At 72.5% G+C, this 17486-nt stretch carries 19 protein-coding genes; 9 read left to right on the forward strand and 10 right to left on the reverse strand.

Going from position 1 to position 17486, the window contains the following annotated elements; all coding sequences use genetic code 11:
* Positions 1 to 20: 20 nt before the first annotated feature.
* Positions 21 to 725, forward strand: coding sequence for a S1 family peptidase (locus tag OG738_RS44200; RefSeq protein ID WP_442875853.1), 705 nt, complete (start codon positions 21 to 23; stop codon positions 723 to 725).
* Positions 726 to 790: 65 nt separating this feature from the next.
* Here the strand turns inward: OG738_RS44200 and OG738_RS44205 are convergent, their stop codons facing one another.
* The gene (locus OG738_RS44205; protein ID WP_329050044.1) at positions 791 to 2257 is read right to left on the reverse strand and encodes a class I adenylate-forming enzyme family protein; all 1467 of its coding nucleotides are present in this window, start codon (positions 2255 to 2257) and stop codon (positions 791 to 793) included.
* 328 nt (positions 2258 to 2585) lie between these two features.
* On the opposite strand from OG738_RS44205, the gene OG738_RS44210 reads away from it, so the two are divergent.
* From OG738_RS44210 to OG738_RS44235, 6 genes are all read left to right on the forward strand, one after another.
* Entirely contained in the window at positions 2586 to 2930 is a 345-nt protein-coding gene (locus OG738_RS44210; RefSeq protein WP_071831485.1) for a WXG100 family type VII secretion target, read from the forward strand.
* A 19-nt stretch (positions 2931 to 2949) separates the two neighbouring features.
* On the forward strand, positions 2950 to 3252 hold the full coding sequence (locus OG738_RS44215) for a hypothetical protein (protein WP_003057455.1): 303 nt from the start codon (positions 2950 to 2952) through the stop codon (positions 3250 to 3252).
* A 118-nt stretch (positions 3253 to 3370) separates the two neighbouring features.
* Entirely contained in the window at positions 3371 to 3757 is a 387-nt protein-coding gene (locus tag OG738_RS44220) for a hypothetical protein (protein ID WP_329050050.1), read from the forward strand.
* The gene (locus tag OG738_RS44225) at positions 3754 to 5058 is read left to right on the forward strand and encodes a WXG100 family type VII secretion target (RefSeq protein WP_329050052.1); all 1305 of its coding nucleotides are present in this window, start codon (positions 3754 to 3756) and stop codon (positions 5056 to 5058) included. Before OG738_RS44220 ends, OG738_RS44225 begins: the two co-directional genes overlap by 4 nt.
* A gap of 25 nt (positions 5059 to 5083) precedes the next feature.
* Positions 5084 to 6424: an alpha/beta hydrolase gene (locus OG738_RS44230; RefSeq protein WP_329050054.1), complete on the forward strand. Its 1341-nt coding sequence runs from the start codon at positions 5084 to 5086 to the stop codon at positions 6422 to 6424.
* Positions 6421 to 6789 carry a hypothetical protein gene (locus tag OG738_RS44235; RefSeq protein WP_329050055.1) on the forward strand — a complete coding sequence of 123 codons (369 nt, stop codon included), beginning with the start codon at positions 6421 to 6423 and terminating at the stop codon, positions 6787 to 6789. Before OG738_RS44230 ends, OG738_RS44235 begins: the two co-directional genes overlap by 4 nt.
* A 310-nt stretch (positions 6790 to 7099) precedes the next feature.
* On the opposite strand, the gene OG738_RS44240 is transcribed toward OG738_RS44235, so the two are convergent.
* The 4 genes from OG738_RS44240 to nadA all read right to left on the reverse strand — a co-directional run bounded on the left by OG738_RS44240 (position 7100) and on the right by nadA (position 11892).
* Positions 7100 to 8275: a S8 family serine peptidase gene (locus tag OG738_RS44240; RefSeq protein WP_442875854.1), complete on the reverse strand. Its 1176-nt coding sequence runs from the start codon at positions 8273 to 8275 to the stop codon at positions 7100 to 7102.
* A gap of 73 nt (positions 8276 to 8348) precedes the next feature.
* The gene (nadC, locus tag OG738_RS44245) at positions 8349 to 9242 is read right to left on the reverse strand and encodes a carboxylating nicotinate-nucleotide diphosphorylase (protein ID WP_329050057.1); all 894 of its coding nucleotides are present in this window, start codon (positions 9240 to 9242) and stop codon (positions 8349 to 8351) included.
* Positions 9239 to 10882 (reverse strand): L-aspartate oxidase, encoded by a 1644-nt coding sequence (locus OG738_RS44250; protein WP_329050058.1) that lies wholly within the window; start codon positions 10880 to 10882, stop codon positions 9239 to 9241. The genes nadC and OG738_RS44250 overlap by 4 nt, the downstream gene beginning before the upstream one ends.
* Positions 10879 to 11892 carry a quinolinate synthase NadA gene (nadA, locus tag OG738_RS44255; RefSeq protein WP_329050060.1) on the reverse strand — a complete coding sequence of 338 codons (1014 nt, stop codon included), beginning with the start codon at positions 11890 to 11892 and terminating at the stop codon, positions 10879 to 10881. Before nadA ends, OG738_RS44250 begins: the two co-directional genes overlap by 4 nt.
* 111 nt (positions 11893 to 12003) lie before the next feature.
* Here nadA and OG738_RS44260 point away from each other — a divergent pair, with 111 nt between their 5' ends.
* The gene (locus OG738_RS44260; protein ID WP_329050061.1) at positions 12004 to 12636 is read left to right on the forward strand and encodes an NUDIX hydrolase; all 633 of its coding nucleotides are present in this window, start codon (positions 12004 to 12006) and stop codon (positions 12634 to 12636) included.
* A gap of 40 nt (positions 12637 to 12676) precedes the next feature.
* Entirely contained in the window at positions 12677 to 13393 is a 717-nt protein-coding gene (locus OG738_RS44265; RefSeq protein ID WP_329050062.1) for an LON peptidase substrate-binding domain-containing protein, read from the forward strand.
* A gap of 1 nt (position 13394) precedes the next feature.
* Here the strand turns inward: OG738_RS44265 and OG738_RS44270 are convergent, their stop codons facing one another.
* The 5 genes from OG738_RS44270 to bioD form a co-directional block, all read right to left on the reverse strand.
* Positions 13395 to 14429, reverse strand: coding sequence for a M48 family metallopeptidase (locus OG738_RS44270; protein WP_329050063.1), 1035 nt, complete (start codon positions 14427 to 14429; stop codon positions 13395 to 13397).
* 73 nt (positions 14430 to 14502) lie between these two features.
* Positions 14503 to 15099 carry a DUF2567 domain-containing protein gene (locus tag OG738_RS44275; RefSeq protein ID WP_329050065.1) on the reverse strand — a complete coding sequence of 199 codons (597 nt, stop codon included), beginning with the start codon at positions 15097 to 15099 and terminating at the stop codon, positions 14503 to 14505.
* A 197-nt stretch (positions 15100 to 15296) separates the two neighbouring features.
* The gene (gene bsaP / locus OG738_RS44280) at positions 15297 to 15503 is read right to left on the reverse strand and encodes a biotin synthase auxiliary protein BsaP (RefSeq protein WP_329050066.1); all 207 of its coding nucleotides are present in this window, start codon (positions 15501 to 15503) and stop codon (positions 15297 to 15299) included.
* Positions 15490 to 16503: a biotin synthase BioB gene (bioB, locus tag OG738_RS44285; protein WP_329050068.1), complete on the reverse strand. Its 1014-nt coding sequence runs from the start codon at positions 16501 to 16503 to the stop codon at positions 15490 to 15492. The genes bsaP and bioB overlap by 14 nt, the downstream gene beginning before the upstream one ends.
* 72 nt (positions 16504 to 16575) lie before the next feature.
* The gene (gene bioD / locus OG738_RS44290) at positions 16576 to 17295 is read right to left on the reverse strand and encodes a dethiobiotin synthase (protein ID WP_442875978.1); all 720 of its coding nucleotides are present in this window, start codon (positions 17293 to 17295) and stop codon (positions 16576 to 16578) included.
* Positions 17296 to 17486 lie beyond the last annotated feature (191 nt).

Consider the following 17486-nt stretch of genomic DNA (forward strand, 5'->3'; position numbering starts at 1 on the left):
CCTGGCCGAAGGGCATTTTCATGCGAATGTCGAGGGCTGTTGCCGTGGTGGGTGCTGCCGCCGCGGTGCTGGGCATGGTCTCAGCGGGGGTCGCGGACGCCCAGCAGGACATCATCGGCGGGAGCACCGTCTCCTCCGCGCCGTGGGGCGCCCAGATCTACTGGAACAACGTCACCACCTACGGCGGTTTCGAGTGCTCGGGGACGATCATCGCCCCGCAGTGGGTGCTCACCGCGCAGCACTGCCTGAACTCGCCGGGCATGCACGTCAAGGTCGGCAACGTGACGCTCCAGCAGGGCACGAACGCGAACGTCGACCAGCAGAAGGCCTCGCCCAACGGCGACATCGCGCTGCTGCACCTGACGACGGCGGTGAACACGACGTACATGAAGCTCGGCACCGGGAACCCGCCCACCGGGTCGACCAACCAGATCTACGGCTGGGGCCGCACCCAGGGCAGCAGCCCGCCGTCGAGCACCCTCAAGACCGCCAACGTGCGCGTGACGGGCCTCAGCTCGGACGCGTTCGGCGGCACCGCGATCGCCAGCCAGGGCGTCAACGGCTCGGCGTGGCACGGCGACTCGGGCGGCCCGCAGCTCTACAACGGCGCCCAGGTCGGGGTGTGCTCCACGGGTTCGAACTCCGGCTCGAACCCGCAGGGCACGCAGAACTACGCGAGCATCGCGTCGAGCCGCAGCTGGATCCGCAGCACCGCCGGCGTCTGACGCACCGGTAGTGCCGTGAGGGTCACCTTGAGGGACATAGAGTTCCTCAAGGTGGCCTTCACGGCTTAATCGTCCACAATGGACGCCCGCAGCGCCGCCTTGTCCGGCTTCCCGGACGGCGCGACGGGCACCGACGCGACCACGCTGAACCGCGCCGGCACCGCCGCCTCCCCCAGCTCCGCCGCCACCGCCTTGCGCACCGCGGCGAGATCCGGCTCGCGGCCCGGGACCGGCACCACGAACGCGTGCGCCGCCTCGCCGGTGAGCGCGTCCGGGACCGCCACGACGTACGCCTGGTCGACGTCCGGGTGCGCGGCGATCGCCCGCTCGATCGGGCCGGTGTAGTGCACGACCGCGTTGACGATCACGACGTCGCGCGCCCGGCCGGACAGGTGCAGGTACCCGGTGGCGTCCAGGGAACCGAGGTCCTGCGTGCGCACCCAGCCGTCGCGCAGCACCTCCGCGGTCGTGGCCGGGTCCCGCCAGTACCCGGCCAGTGCCGACGGCGTCCGCACCCAGACCTCGCCCTCCGCGCCGGGCGGCACCGGTGCTCCGGCCGGGTCCCGGACCTCGATTTCGACGGTGTCGCAAGCCTTTCCGACGGATCCGGCGCCCTCGCCGGCGCCGCAGATGGTCAGCATCCCGGTCTCCGTCTGACCGTACGCGTGGTGCATCGCGGGCCCGACCAGCTCCAGCGCCTCGGCCAGCTTGTGCGGCGGTACCGGCGAACCGGCCACGACCAGCGTCCGCAGGCCGCTCAGGTCGACGTCCTCGCCGCGCAGCACGTCCAGGACCTGGTGCAGCCGCGGCACGGTCATCAGCGCCGCGGTGATCCGCAGCCGCGAAAGCACCCACGGGAAGTCCGGCAGCTCCTCCGGGATCACCGCGGTCCCGCCGGCGAGCAGGCACACCCCCAGCTGCTCCACCATCACCGCGCTGCTGAGCGTCCCGAACAGCAGGAACCGCCCGAACCCGGCGCCGAGCCGTTCGTGGGCCGAGCCGGGGACCGGCGGCCGCCACACCCGGCCTTCGGTCAGCGCGCGGTAGCTGTAGGCGACGCCCTTCGGGACGCCGGTGCTGCCGCTGGTGAACACCACCGTCGCGATGTCCTCCGGCCGCCCGCACGGGACCGGCTCTTCGAACCGGGCCAGCAGCTCGGGCCCGACGCGCAGGATCGGCAGGCCGGCGACGGTGCCGAGCAGCTCCGGCGTCTCGGACGCCGCGTCGACGACCAGCGCGTCGAGGTCCGCCACGACGTGCCGCAGCTGCGGCACCGGCAGGCCGGGCCGCACCCCGACGACCCGGCAGCCCAGCACGTGCGCGGCGACGCTCGCGGCGAACCCCTCCGGCGTGACGGCGGTGGCGATGCCGACCCCGTCACCCGGCCCCAGCCCGGCCGCCCGCAGGCCCGCGGTGAACCGGCCGACCAGCTCCCGCAGCTCGCGGCGGGTCGTGACGCGCGGGCCGTGTTCGAACGCCGGAACCGCCGGGGCGCGCCCCAGCTCGTCCAGCAGTGCCTGGGGGTGGACCATCTCGACCGCCTCTCGCCCGGAGGGTCCGGGTCTACCGGGCAGATCTCAGAATTTCGGCAGAATCCCGCGGCCACGACCGGAGGTGACCAGCGGATTTCCCTTGTCTGCCAGGGCATATACCCTGGCGGAGACGGCGGTCGCGGGCACTGGAGCACGCCCCCGTGCGGAGGTGGGGCCGTCCCCGCCGGACCCCTGTGGGTATAAGTGCCGTCACCACGACCGGCAGTTGTGCCGTTTGACCACATCAAGCTTCTTCCTAGCGTGACTTTCACACCGCGCGGACCACCGCGCCAGGGGAATTTCGCTTCAGGAAGGAGGTGGCCCGTCGATGTCCAGTCCGGGATTCCAGGCAGATTCCGCTGCCATGACGCGCGCCGTCCAGGGTTTCGAGGAAACCGCGACGAACGCCAAGTCCACGATGGCCAGCTTGGAGTCCGAGCTGACCGAGGCCCTGCGCAACTACAAGGGTGACCAGGCCGTCGCGTTCTGGGACCTCCAGCGGCGGCTGCAGGAGAAGATGACCGCGGCGGTCAAGGAGCTCGACACCATGTCGCAGCTCGTGCACACCAGCCACGCGAACTACGGCCGCGGCGACGCCGACGTCCACCAGAGCTTCCAGGGGGTCGGTCACACCCTCGAGGGCTCGGGCGTGCTCCCCCGCCTCAACCCCTGACCCGAGAGGACGCCCCACCATGGCCGACGTCGTCGAAATCAACTTCGCCGCGCTGCAGCACAGCTCGGCATCCCTGGCCGCCAAGGCCAAGGCGCTCACGTCGCAGCTGGAGCAGCTGCACCAGAACCTGCAGCCGATCACCGCGACCTGGTACGCCTCCGGCAGCTCCGCCGGTGACGCGGCCCGCCAGGCCGAGACCCGGCTGCGCCAGGCCACCGCGGACATCGTCGCCATCATCGCGCAGTTCGGCGGCAAGGTCGGCGAGGCCCACGACCTCCAGCAGTCGCTGGAGAACCGCAACCAGGGACTGTTCGCGGGCTGATCCGCGCCCAGACGCCGGTCGGCCGGTGCGGGACCCCCCGCTCGCACCGGCCGACCGGCTTTCCCTCAGTTCTTGAGCTTTGCCTTCTGAAAGAGTGCGACCAGAGAGCCGGGACCCGATGCCAGACCAGTCGTACTACGTCCACCTGGAATCGCTGAAGGACTTCGTGCGGGAGCTGGAGACCCAGATCCACGCCATGTCCAAGCCGAACGACTTCCTGCTCACCCTCGGCGAGGAGCCGCTGCTGTTCGGCGAGTTCGGCGAGGCCGGGTCGCTGGCCGACGCCCACCGCGCCGCCGTCTCGGAGATGCAGGGCCTGCTCGACCAGGTCCGCAGCGCGATCGGGTTCGCGCAGGACGTCACCACCACGGTCGCCGACGGCTACCAGAACGCCGACGAGGCGGTCGCCGGGAACCTGCACAGCTCGGGCGCCGGCACCGGCCTGCTCGATCCGGTGCTCGGCCTGCTCGGCTCGGGTGACAGCGACGGGAGCCACCAGGGATGACGAACACCGCGCACACGAACTTCGCTGCGTACAGCCACCAGCAGCTGTACGCGATGCTTCAGGCGGGCGACCCGAACAGCGCGCGGCACGCCGCCGACAAATGGAAGTCCGCCGCGCTGCACCTGCACGAGCAGGCCCACAACCTCAACTCGGAGCTCACCGAGTTCAAGGACCAGTGGACCGGCGGCGCCGCCGACCAGTACCAGCACATGATCGTCGACCTCGCGAACGGCATCTCCAAGGTGGCGCAGACCGCCGAGGCGATGAACGTGATGCTCGACGACGCCGCCGACGCCCTGGTCAAGGCCAAGAAGGAGATGCCGCCGCCGGTGCCGGTGCCGGACGTCTCCCCCGCCGACGTCGCGCTCGCGGTGAACCCGCCGCTGCTGCCGCCGGACGCCTCACCCGCCGTCATGCAGGCCGCGGCGCAGCAGCGCCAGCAGGCCATCGCGAACGTCGAGGCGCAGCAGTCCGCGGCGAACGCGGCCGGATCGGCGCACGGCAAGGCGATCGTCGTGATGACCGAGCTGGCCGGCGAGTACACCACCGCCGAGGAGTCGATCCCGGCGTCGCCGAACGCCGTGCAGACGCCCACCGCGCCGCCGGCCGGGGGTGGCGCGGGCAGCGTGGGGTCGCCCGGTCTCGTCGGCAACGGCGGCACCGATCCCGGCGTCGTCGTCACCCCGGCCGACGGGCACCCGCTGCCCTCGACGGGCACCACGCAGCAGCCGGGGACCACCGTGCCGACGTCGAACCCGCTGTTCGGCGACATGTTCACCGCCGGGCTCGCCGCGGCTTCGGCCGCCGCGTTCGGCCGGTTCGGCTCGATCATGCCGAAGGTGCCGTCGTGGGCGTCGGGCAAGGATCCCAAGGACGGCAAGGAAGAAGCACCCGGCACGAAGCTCGGCGGCGGCGGGGCCGGCGTCGAAGGCGGTGCCGGGGGCGGCATCCCGATCGGCGGGGGTGACGCGCCGTCGCTCGGTGGCGCGGGCGGCATCCCCGGCGGTGCCGGGATCGGCGGCGGGGCCGACGGCCCGGCGGCGCACTCCGGCCTGGCCGGCGACGGCGGCGCGGGCACCGCGCTGAGCGGGCTCGCCGGCAGCGCGGCCGGTGCGGCGGGCGCGGCGGCGGCCAAGAGCGCGATGCCGATGATGCCCATGATGCCGATGGGCATGGGCGGTGGCGGCGACCTGGGGTCCGGGCGCCGGATCCCGGCGTGGCTGGTGGAGACGGAGAACGTCTGGGGCCAGTCGGCCCCGGTCGCGCCGCCGGTGATCGGCGAAGAGCCGGAAGCGTACTGAACCACTCTACGAACGGAGGCGGGCCGTGACGGCTGCCGGCTATCGCGTCGCCCCGGCCCGCCTCGACACGGTGGCCGGGGAGTTCGGCACCCGGGCGGACGCGCTTTCGTCGGCGCAGTCCGCGGTGGCGGGTGAGAAGGTCCCCGCCGCCGCGTTCGGCCAGGTCAGCGAGTCCGCGGCCGCGGCCAAGACGTTCGAGAAGACGATGACGGAGCTGGGTTCGAAGCTCGGCGAGCACGTCTCCCGGCTTCGGACCGTCCAAACCGGACTGACTGCCTCGGCCGCGGGCTACCGCCGGACCGATGCGCAGGTCGCCGCGATGTACCGGGCGCTCCTGCCCGAGGATCCCCTGCCTGCCGCCGGAAACCCCGCCGGGATCGGCGGTTCGGCCGACACCGGCGCGTGGGCCCAGGCGATCGAGCAGAACCGCGCGAAGGTCGCCGACGCCTTGACCGCCGAGCGCTCCCGGCTGGCTGCCTTGACCGACGCCGACGAGATCGCGCGGTCGCAGTCGCGGATCAAGCTGTACGAGGACATCCTCGCGAACAACCGGCAGATCCTGAAGTTCGACCCTGCGGGCAACGGCCGGATCGCCGAGCTGGTCGGGCACATCGAGCCGGGAACGCGGAACGTCGGGTTGTTCGTCCCCGGCGTCAACACGCAGATGTCGAATTTCGACGCCTACGCCGGCCTCGGGCGCAGCCTGGTGGCCGCGGACCCGACCGGGCGCACCGCGATGGTCGTCTGGGCCGACGGCGTCTTCCCGCAGAACCCGGTGGTGCAGGGGCCGGACGCGAGCTACGCGCAGACGATGGCGCCGGACCTCGAGAACTTCACCGACGACCTGCGCGGCGAGATCGCGAGCCACGCGGGCTCCGACGTCACGCTGACGGCGATCGGGCACAGCTACGGCGGCGCGACGGTCGGGCTGGCCGAGGCCCACGGTCTCGACGTCGACCGGGTGCTGCACGTCGAGTCGGCGGGCATGGGCCACGGCGTCTGGTCGCCGTCGGACCTGCCGGCGAGCCAGGCGGGCGTCCAGCGGTTCTCGATGACGGCGCCGCTCGACCCGATCGAGCTCGCGCAGGGCAATGCGTTTGGCCTCGAGTGGACCGGCATCGGCCACGGCGCGGACCCGGACACCTTCCCCGGCGTCACCGAGCTGGAGACCGGGCGGGACGCGTCGGGCACCGAACTGTGGGGGCTGTCCTCGCACAGTGACGTGCTGAAGCCGGGTTCGGAGTCGTGGACGAACATGTACCGGGTGATCACCGGCGGCCCCACCACGGCGAACGGCACCTTCCAGCCGAACGGCATCCTCGAGAACGGCGTCGAGTTCCTCAACGACGGGGGCGTGCTGCGATGACTTCGGCGGATCTGCACCGCTTGGCGGCCGAGCTGACGGACGTGATCGACAGCGTCGCGGCGGTGTTCGGCCCTTCGGCGGACCCGACGGTGAACGGCGAGCTGGACTGCGACCCCACCCGGCCCGGCAACCTCTTGTGCTGGCAGTACGGAGTCCGCCTCGAGCACCCGGGAGACCCGGAACGCCGCCTGGCCGAGGTCGTCGTCCCCACTTTGGCACAACGCGGCTGGCAAGCCCACGACCGCAGCACCCCGCGCGAGCTGATCGCCCGCTTCAGCCGCGACGGCGCCGACTTCACAGTCCACGTCGCGAGGGCAAGCCACGCGGTGGCGATCATCGGCTCCACCCGCCCCGTCCCCGCCTGACGCGCGCCGCCCCGCCAATCACGAGTGATGCCTCCCCAATCACACGTGATGCCCGCTCGATCACACGAGATGCCCGCTCGATCACACGAGATCGCTCTCTGATCACGCGAGTTCCGTCCCCAATCACGCGAGTTCCGCCTTCAGTCACGCCAGTTCCGGCGAACCGACCCTCCAGGTACGCGAACCGACCGTCCAGATACGCGAGTTCGCCGTTCCGGTACGCCGAACTCGCGTGATCAGAGACGTAACTCGCGTGATTGGAGGGGGATCTCGCGTGTCCGGAGGGGCATCACTCGTGATTGAGAGGGCATCACGGCGTGAAGCGGGACGGGCGCCAACCACGGCGCCGGGCCCGGCGGACCGCCGCCGCCGTCACTCCGGCGGCCGCCGCGAGAGCCACTCCGGCGAGGACGATCGTGCCCGCCGCGACGTCCGACGCCGGACGCGCGGGAGCCGCGGCCGGGACCACCGCGGGCGCCGAGCCCGGTGCGGGAACCGCGCCCGGGCCCGGGACGTCGGCAGGCAAGGTCGACGACACCGCCGCGTAGGCGTCCAGGACTCCCCAGCCCAGCCGCGGGTCGTGGCCGCCGGACGACGGGCGGTGCGCCGTGAGCGTGAGCCGCGTGACGACCTGGTCGCCGGTCAGGTCCGGGTGGTACGCGCGGACCAGCGCCGCGACGCCGGCGACGTACGCCGCCGCCAGTCCCGGGTCGGTCACCGGCCAGCGGTGCGCGACCGCGCCGCCCGCCCCCGCCGACGTGCTGACCAGTTCCGCGCCCGGCGCGGCGACGCCGAGGTAGTCCCCGGCCTCCGTCTGCACCGGCTCGCCCGCCGGGTTCACCGACCCGACGGACAGCACCCCGGACGTCGCCGTCGGGTACGTCCGAGCGCCCTGCTGGGTCGCCGACGCCGCCGACACCACGACCGCGCCTTCCGACCGCGCCCGCGCGACCGCGCCGGACAGCGCCGGGCTGTCGAACCCCGCGGGCACCGCGATCAGGACGACGCCCGCGTGCCGGTCCAGCGCCGTGTCGATCGCCCCGGCCAGCGCGCCCGGGTCGCCGGTGCCGCCGTCGGACGCCGACGAGCCCGAACCCTCGATGTACCGGATCGGCAGCAGGTGGGCGCCGGGCGCGACGCCGGCGAACGTCGTCGACGCGTCCGGCTGCGCGCCGACGATGCCGGCCGCGATCGTGCCGCGGCCGTCGCAGTCCGCGCGTTCGGTGCCCGCGCCGCCTTCGAGCTGCCCGGGCGCGAACTGCGTGTTCTGCCCGTCGACGCCGGTGCCGATGACGGCGACCAGCTGGCCCTCGCCCCGGGTCAGCGGCCAGAGCCGCGCCGGGTCGACCAGCCGCTGCCCCCACGGGACTTCGCCGGTGTAGGTGCCGGACGGGTTCGCGCACTGCCCCTGCGGAGCCGCGACGGCGGACGCGGGCAAGCCGAGCGTCACGAGACCCGCGACCGCGAGCACCGCCGGTATCCGCACCCGAGCCCCCCAAAAAGAAAGACGGTGGCGGAAAACAACTTCCGCCACCGCCAGTCTACCCGTGAAGCACCGTTCAGCGAAGGTCCATGCCCAGATCCAACGCGGGCGAAGAGTGCGTCAACCCGCCGACGGACAGATAGTCCACACCGGACTCGGCGTACGCCCTACCACGGTCGAGGGTGAGCCCACCAGAGGATTCCAGCCGCGTCTTCGGCGAGACTTCGTCGCGGCGCGCGACCGCCTGACGGCACTCCTCCGGCGTGAAGTTGTCCAGCAGCACCTCGTCCGCCGACGCCGCCAGCGCCTCTTCCAGCTGGGAAAGGGTGTCGACCTCCACCTCGCACGCCAGCTCCGGCGCGTACGCGCGGGCCGCGGCCAGCGCCGCGGTCACCGAACCCGCGGCGACGACGTGGTTGTCCTTGATCAGCACCGCGTCGCCCAGCCCGAGCCGGTGGTTCACGCCGCCGCCGCACCGGACGGCGTACTTCTGCAGCAGCCGCAGCCCCGGCAACGTCTTGCGGGAGTCGCGGATCGCGCAGCCGGTACCGTCCACTTCGGACACCCAGGCGGCGGTCGCGGTGGCGACGCCGGAAAGGTGGCAGAGCAGGTTCAGCGCCGTGCGCTCGGCCGTCAGCAGCCCGCGCACCGGCCCGCGCAGCACCAGCGCGGGCTCCCCCGCGACCAGGCGCTCACCGTCTTCGCGCCCGGCGAGGACTTCGTACCCGGAGCCCAGCACCCGGTCGAACACCGCCAGCGCGACCGGCAGCCCGGCGACGACGCCGTCGACACGCGGGGTCAGTTCCGCGACGGCGATCGCGTCCACGGGCACCGTCGACGCGGTCGTCGCGTCCGGCCCGTACCGCAGGTCCTCACCCAACGCCGTGGTGACGACGCGGGTGACGTCCTCGACGTCGAGGCCGGAAGCGGCGATCAGGCGAAGGGCCGGTTCGGAGATCGGGAACGTCATGCCACGCCCTCCAGGGGGATCGGGTCGGCCAGCACCGGCTGACCGGACGGGCTGAGCCGGATGTGCTGGCTGCGCCGCCAGCTTTCGTCGCGCCCCGGGAAGTCGCTCCGCACGTGGCAGCCGCGCGACTCGGTGCGCCGGACGGCCGCGGCGAGCAACGCCTGCGCGACCACGGTGAGGGCCGCGTCTTCGACGGCCGCATGTGTCCACAAGGGACTGTCCTGAGTCGACAGATCGAGCACGGAAACCGCCGCCGCCAGTCCGTCGGCGTCCCGGCCGATCGCCGCGTACCGGCTCATCACGCGCTGCAGCGAATCCCGCGAAGCGGCCGGTGCGGTCGTCCACGACGGCAGCCGTCCCCGCGCCGGATCGGCCAGCAGCCCGGCCGCGAGGTCCGCCGCGACAGCCTCGGCGACGCGCTGCCCGACGACCAGACCCTCGAGCAAGCTGTTGGACGCCAAGCGGTTCGCGCCGTGCAGCCCGGTCCGCGCGACCTCGCCCGCGGCGTACAGCCCCGGCACCGACGAGCGTCCGTCCACAGTGGTCACCACACCGCCGCACGAGAAGTGCGCCGCCGGCGTCACCGGGATCGGGTCCACGGCCGGGTCGAGGCCGAGCGCCCCGCACGCCGCGAACACCGTCGGGAACCGCGCCGCGAACCCCGGGACGCCGGTCGCGTCGAGGAAGACGTGGTCGTCGACGCCGCCCGGCGCGGTCGCCATCCGGCGCGTGATGGCCGCGGCGACGACGTCGCGGGGAGCCAGGTCGCCGAGCGGGTGCACGCCCGCCATGACCGGCGCGCCGGCGGCGTCGACGAGTGTCGCGCCTTCGCCGCGCACGGCCTCGGTGACCAACGGGCAGCGGCCCCGCGCACCCGGGGTGTACAGGACGGTCGGGTGGAACTGGACGAATTCGACGTCCGCCACCGTGGCCCCGGCCCGCAGCGCGAGCGCGAGGCCGTCGCCGGTAGCCATTTCCGGGTTCGAGGTCGCCTGGTAGAGCTGCCCGAGCCCGCCGCTGGCCAGCAGCACGGCCGGCGCCCGGACCACGCCGGGCACGCCGTTGCGGTCGAGCACGGTGATGCCCGCGACCCGCCCGCCCGGCGTGCGCAGCGCGTCGACGGCGATGTGGTGCTCCAGCACCGGCACCCGCGCGTGCCCGGCCTGCGCGACCAGGGCCCGCTCGACTTCGGCGCCGGTGGCGTCCCCACCGGCGTGGATGACGCGGAACGCGCTGTGCCCGCCCTCGCGGGCCCGCGCCAGCAGGCCGTCGCCGGCGCTGTCGAACTTCGCGCCGTCCGCGCGTAGCCGGGCAACGGCCGCCGGGCCGCCGTCGAGGATCGACCGGGCTGCGGCCTCGTCGACCAGCCCGGCGCCCGCGGTGAAGGTGTCCTCCGCGTGCTTCGCGACCGAGTCGTCGAGGTCGTGCTGGTCTTCCAGGACCACAGCGACGCCGCCTTGGGCCCAGCGCGTGTTGCCGTCCTCGACCGCCGCCTTGGTGACGACCAGGACGTGCAGCCCGAGGGCCTGCGCACGCAACGCGGCGGTCAGTCCCGCGACGCCACTGCCGACCACGACGAGGTCCGCGCGAGCTTCCCAGACCGGGGTTTTCGCCTGTGAATCATTAACCGGGGTGGTCATTCGCCGCCGCCGGGCTGCCCGATCTCGATCATCCGCTGCACCGAGGCCCGCGCCTTCGCGGCCGTTTCGAGGTCGACGTGGACTTCGTCCAGGCCGTCACGCAGGCATCGCAGCAGGGCCGCCGGCGTGATCATCTTCATGTACCGGCAGGACGCGCGGTCGTTCACCGCGCGGAAGTCGATGCCCGGCGCGGCCTTGCGGAGCTGGTGGATCATGCCGATCTCGGTGGCCACCAGCACCGACTTCGCGCGGGTGTCGCGGGCCTCGTGGACCATGTCGCCGGTCGAGAGGATCTTGACCCGCTCCGGCGCCACCGCGCCCTCGCCCGCCAGGAAGAGCGCCGACGTCGCGCAGCCGCACTCGGGGTGGATGAACAGGTCGGCGTCCGGGTTCTCCGCCGCGCGGGCGGCCAGCTCGGCACCGTTGATCCCCGCGTGGACGTGGCACTCCCCGGCCCAGATGTGGATGTTCTCCCGGCCGGTCACGCGCTTGACGTGCGCACCGAGGAACTGGTCCGGCAGAAAGAGAACCTCCTGGTCAGCGGGGATGGAAGCGACGACGTCGACGGCGTTCGAGGACGTGCAGCAGATGTCCGTTTCGGCCTTCACCTCGGCCGTGGTGTTGACGTAGGAGACGACCACCGCACCCGGGTGCTCGGCCTTCCAGGCACGCAGCTCGGCGCCGGTGATGGAGTCGGCGAGCGAGCAGCCGGCCCGCGCGTCCGGGATCAGGACGGTCTTCTCCGGGGACAGGATCTTCGCGGTCTCGGCCATGAAGTGCACGCCGCAGAAGACGATGGTGGACGCGTCGCTGCTCGCCGCGATGCGGCTGAGCGCGAGCGAGTCGCCGGTGTGGTCGGCGATGTCCTGGATCTCCGGGACCTGGTAGTTGTGCGCGAGCAGGACCGCGTCGCGCTGCTTCGCCAGGCGCCGCACCTCCTCCGCCCAGGCCGCGTTCGCCTCGACCCCGCCGAACGGGGTGAGACCTTCCGGAACCAACGTGGTGGTCATCGGGCCCTCCTGGACCTCTCTCCGGTTTTCGCCTTACAATCGAAAACCGTGCGAAGTCATCTTAACACCCTGGCCCCCCTGGCCCACGAGGTTTTGGGAGCGGTCCTTCAAGTGCGCTCGGACACACTGCGGGTGCTGCTGTGGCGCCGCGCGCTCGACCCGCACCTCGGCCGCTGGTCGCTGCCGGGTGGGCGGCTGCGGCCCGACGAGGACGTCGAGACGTCGGTCCGGCGCCAGCTCAAGGAGAAGGTCGACGTGCGGCAGATCGAGCACGTCGAGCAGCTGGCGGTGTTCAGCGACCCGCACCGGGTCCCCGGCCCGCGGGTGGTGGCGACGGCGTTCCTCGCGCTGGTGCCGTCGGACGTCGACCCCGAGGTGCCCGAGGACACCGAATGGCACGACGTCGCGAAGCTGCCGCGGACGGCGTTCGACCACGAGGCGATCGTGCTGCGCGCCCGCGACCGGCTGCGGTCGAAGCTCTCCTACACCAACCTCGGGTTCGCGCTGGCGCCCGACGAGTTCACGATTTCCGCGCTGCGCGGCCTGTATTCGGCGGCGCTGGGCTACCGCGTCTCGGCGACCAACCTGCAGCGCGTGCTGTCGCGGCGCGGCTTGCTGGTTCCCACTGGTCACACGGCCGCGCCGGGTCGCTCCGGTGGCCGGCCGGCGGCGCTCTTCTCGTTCGCGGGCAAGGGCATGCAGATCACCGATCCGTTCGCGGTGTTCAAGCCGCCGAACCGGTGACCATCCTGCGGCGAAGGCGTTCTCCCCTTACGGTTGACGCGTGACCGAGCCGGAATCGGATAGTGACGCGACGACGACCTTGCTGCCGTTGTTCCCGTTGCAGACGGTTCTGCTCCCCGGGACCAAGCTGCCGCTGCACATCTTCGAACCGCGCTACCGGCAGCTGACGGCGGATCTCGTCAGCGGCACGGTGCCGGGGCGCGAGTTCGGCGTGGTGGCCCTGCGGTCGTCGCTGACCCGCGAGGTGCGTGGTCTGGACCAGCTGTACGAGATCGGCTGCAGCACGGTGCTGCGCGAGGCGAAGCGCCTGCCGGACGGCCGGTTCGACGTCGTGACGCAGGCCCAGCGCCGCTTCCGCCTGACCGACCTCGACTGCGTTTCGGCGCCCTACCTGATCGCGTCGGTCGAGTGGGTCGACGACGACCCGGTGTCGCCGTCCGGTGACATGGCCGAGCGCCTGGCGGTGGTCGCCCGCACGGCCCACCGCCGCTACTGCGAAACGGCGTGGCGCAGCGACGACTGGAACACCCCCGACGCCGACACCGACCTCGCCGAGCTGGCCTACCAGCTGGCCGCGGACTGCCTGCTGCCCCTGGACGACCGCCAGCGGCTGCTGGAGGAACGCCACCCCCTGCGCAGGCTGCGCATCGCGTGCCGCCTGCTAACGCGCGAGGCCGGGTTCCTCGACACGTTGGGCGCGGTGCCGCTCCCGCCGGGCGAGCTCACCGACCTCGGCAAGCCGGCCAGCCTGAACTGAGTCAGTCCTCGCTGCCGTTGCCGTTGCCGAACTTGCTCCAGACCTTGCCCGCCGTGCTGGAAACCGCCTCGCCGACGTCGCTGAACACCTTCGTCAGCGGATCCGTCGACGCGCTCCACGAGTCCTTGTACGACTTCGCCGCCGACTTCAGGTCGTCCTTCCAGTCGGACGTCGGCGCGTCGTCTTCGCGGCGCGGGTAGTCGCCCGCCAGGATCGCGCGGTACTCCTCCGACGCCGCCCACTTCTGCAGCTGCGCCGCGCGCACGACCGCGAACGGGTGCGTCTCCGTCTCGACGAAGCGCAGCTTGAGGAAGCTGTCGCGGATGTCGTCGACGGACTCGTACTCGCTCGCCTGCTGCAGGAACGACGGGATGTCGATGCGCGCCGGGTCGACGCCGCCCGCGACCTGGATCTGCGCGCGCAGCGCCGCCGTCGGGTCCTGGCCGCACAGCAGCCCGGCGCGGTCGCACGACAGCTCGGCCTTGCGGTACCACTCGCGCAGCGCCGCGATGATCGCCCGGATGCCGAGCGCGCTGACCGGCGTCCACGACAGCGACATCTGCAGCCCGATCAGGCGCACCATGATCGTGCGGTAGACGGTGTGCCCGGACAGCACGTGCCCCATCTCGTGCCCGAGCGCGAACCGCAGCGACTCGTGGCTCATCAGGTCGACGAGCCCGGTGCTGACCCGGATGAACGGCTCGTCCATCCCGACGGCCGACGCCTGGATGCGCGGGTCCTGGTGGACGAACACGTTCGGCACGGCGGGCAGGTCGAGCGTCTCGGCGCACTCGTGGCGCAGCCGGTCGATCTCCGGGTACTGCTTCGGCCCGACGCGGATCGACGACGCGAGCGCCATCAGCCGCTCGCCGCGCTCGTTGTAGAACCCCGAGACGGCCTTGACGACCTGCGCGAACCCGGGCACCGCACGCAGCGTCGCGAGCGCGCCGCGGTCCACCGGGTGCTCGTAGGCACGCGGGCTGATCCCCGGGAAACGGACGGCATTGTGCCGCGAAACCTCGATGTCTTCGGTCACTGATCCCCCTGTGGTCGAGGCGCCAGCCTAGGGGATGTGCTCAACCAGCGACAGTGCTCAACCAGGGACAGGCTCAGCCGAGGCGGCGGCCCAGGTCGTCTCGGCCGTTCCAGGTGGCGAGCAGGCTGTAGGCGACCGTCACGCCGAAGGGGCCGGTGAGCAGGATCCACCCCGATTCCAGGCGCGGCGCCAGTTCGATCACCGAGCCGAGCGCGGGCGCGCTGCCGATGGCGTAGTGGCTGTTCGCCCAGCCGACGCCGAGCAGCATGGCCAGCGTGCTCGCGAGGGCGACGCCGAGCACCGCGGCGAGGAACACGACCGGCCCGCGGCGCTCGCGCAGCAGCCAGACGGCGACGCCGACCACGATCCCCAGGCCGAGCGTCATGAGCCCGAAGACGGCGAGGTCGTCGAAGCGGTGCCAGCTCTCCAGTTCGAGGGGGCCCTGGGTGCCGTCGGAGGCGATGATCCGGACACGCTCTGGCGGCGCGAGGCGGGACCACGCGAAGGCGAGCGGAAAGCTCAGCAGGCTGAGGACGCCGAGCACGCTCACGGCGGGCAGCAGGTCGGCCTTGACGACCACCCGGGGCCGCCGCTCCCGGAACAGCACGGGCACGGACCACGGACCGGCCACGGCCGACGGCCGGTGCGCGGGCCCCGACGACTCACTCACCCGGACTCCCTCCTGCTGCGTGCGACTGAGGGTAACCGGTCGGTGCGACGCGGGCGCGAGTCCCAGCCCCAAACACGCGAGTCCCGGCCCCAAACACGCGGGTTCCGGTCCCGATCTCGCGAGTTCCGGGCCCGAACACGCGAGTTCCGGGCCCGAACACGCGAGGCTCGATCCCGATCACGCGAGGCTCGCCGCCGTCAGCCGCTCGCGGTGTCGCCGTGCCGGCTGCACTTCGCCGTCCAGCCGAGCGGGCTCACCTGGACCACCAGCCGCCGCGCGCAGAACGTGCAGTAGCGCGGCGGCTCGAGCGCCGTCCTCGGGTTGTGGCACGCCGGGTGATCCGCCCCACCCGGCGACTCCTGTCCACAGTGGACACAAAAGGCCGGAGCGTCAGAGGCTGTCACTGAGGGCCTTGATCGGCATCTTGAGCTCGTCCAGCATCTCCAGGTCCGCCGACGCCGGGCGCCCCAGGTTCGTCAGGTAGTTGCCGACGATGATCGCGTTGATGCCGCCGAGCATGCCCTGCTCCGCGCCGAGGTCGCCGAGCGTCAGCTCGCGGCCGCCCGCGAAGCGCAGCATCGTGCGCGGCATCGCGAGCCGGAACGCGGCCACCGTCCGCAGGGCAGCGCGGCCTTCGACGATCTCGTAGTGCTCGTACGGCGTCCCGGGCTGCGGGATGAGGAAGTTCATCGGCACCTCGTGCGGGCTCAGCTCGGCCAGCTGCACCGCGAACTCCGCGCGCTGCTCGACCGTCTCCCCCATGCCGATGATGCCGCCGCAGCAGACCTCCATGCCGGCCTCGGCGACCATCCGCAGCGTGTCCCAGCGCTCTTCCCACGTGTGCGTCGTGACGACCGACGGGAAGTGCGAGCGCGCTGTCTCGAGATTGTGGTTGTAGCGGTGCACGCCCATCTCGACGAGTTCGTCGACCTGCTCCTGCGTCAGCATGCCGAGCGAGCAGGCGATCTGGATGTCGTTGCCGTCCTCCCGGATGGCCTTCACGCCCTCGCGGACCTGCGAGAGCAGCCGCTGGTCCGGACCGCGGACGGCGGCGACGATGCAGAACTCCGTCGCGCCGGTCTCGGCGGTCTGCCGCGCGGCCTTGACCAGGTTCGGGATGTCGAGCCACGCCGAGCGCACCGGCGTCGGGAAGCGGCCGGACTGGGAGCAGAAGTGGCAGTCTTCCGGGCAGCCGCCGGTCTTGAGGCTGATGATGCCCTCGACCTCGACCTCGGGCCCGCACCAGCGCATCCGGACGTCGTGCGCGAGGGCGAGCAGGTCGGGCAGCCGGTCGTCGGGCAGCCGCAGGACCTCGAGGACTTCGGCTTCGCCCAGGCCGACGCCGTTTTCGAGGACGTGCTCGCGCGCGTAGGCGAGGACATCGGTGTCCGGGACTGCGGTCACGGCGTCTCCTTGGTGGTGGTGGAAGCGTCCCTCATCGTGCACGAAGGCACCCCGGGACGACAGCGACGCAGGTCACTTCCCGGCGGAAGCGCAGCCCGCGAAGAGCTCGGGGTCGAACTCGCCGCCGAACCACGGCGAGAGCCCGGCCCGCGCGGCCGACAGGAACTCTTCGGGCGACGCCTCGCCGAGCCCGGCCGGCAGCGCGCCGAGCAGCGGCGCCCCGGCCGCGACCGGCAGGTCTTCGATGTTCGACAGCGCCGCGAGGTCCGGTTCGGCGGGCCACGAGCCGATGATGACGCCGGCGACGGTCAGGCCGCGCTTGGTGGCGACCTCGGCGGTGAGGGCGGTGGCGTTGAGCGTCCCGAGCCCGGCCTCGGCGACGATGAGCACGAGCGAGCCGAGCGACCAGGCGACGTCGGCGAGGCTGGAGCCGGTCTTGTCGAAGCGCACCAGCAAGCCGCCGGCGCCCTCGACGAGGGTGAGATCGTGCTCGGTGTCGAGGTCCGAGGCGGCCCGCGCGATCTCCCCGGGATCCAGCGCGGGAAGGCCACTGCGCCGCGCGGCGGCTTCGGGCGAGAGGGGGTCGGGGTAGCGCCGCAGCTCGCGGGTGGTGACGTCGCGACCCGCCAGGCGCCGGACGTCGGCGAGGTCCCCGGGCTCATCGGGCCCCACCCCGGTCTGCGCGGGTTTCAGGACGGCAACGCGCTGCCCGGCAGCCACCGCCAGAGCGGCGATGGCCGCCGTGGTGATCGTCTTGCCGACCCCGGTCCCGGTCCCCGTCATCACCAGCATGGTCACGGACCATCAACTTAGTGACTGCGGTGAAGGGGGCGCACCGCGGGCACCGGATGACTGGGGGTAGCTGGGGAAGGTTCCCTGGTCGACGGCGGGTTCCGGGCCGCGGGTGGTGGACCGCGCCCGGAGTGCGGGCCCGGGCGACGAATCTCCGACCGGGCCGCGCGTGGACGGGTGCAGGCCCCGCC

The organism is Amycolatopsis sp. NBC_01488, assembly GCF_036227105.1.
GTDB lineage: Bacteria > Actinomycetota > Actinomycetes > Mycobacteriales > Pseudonocardiaceae > Amycolatopsis.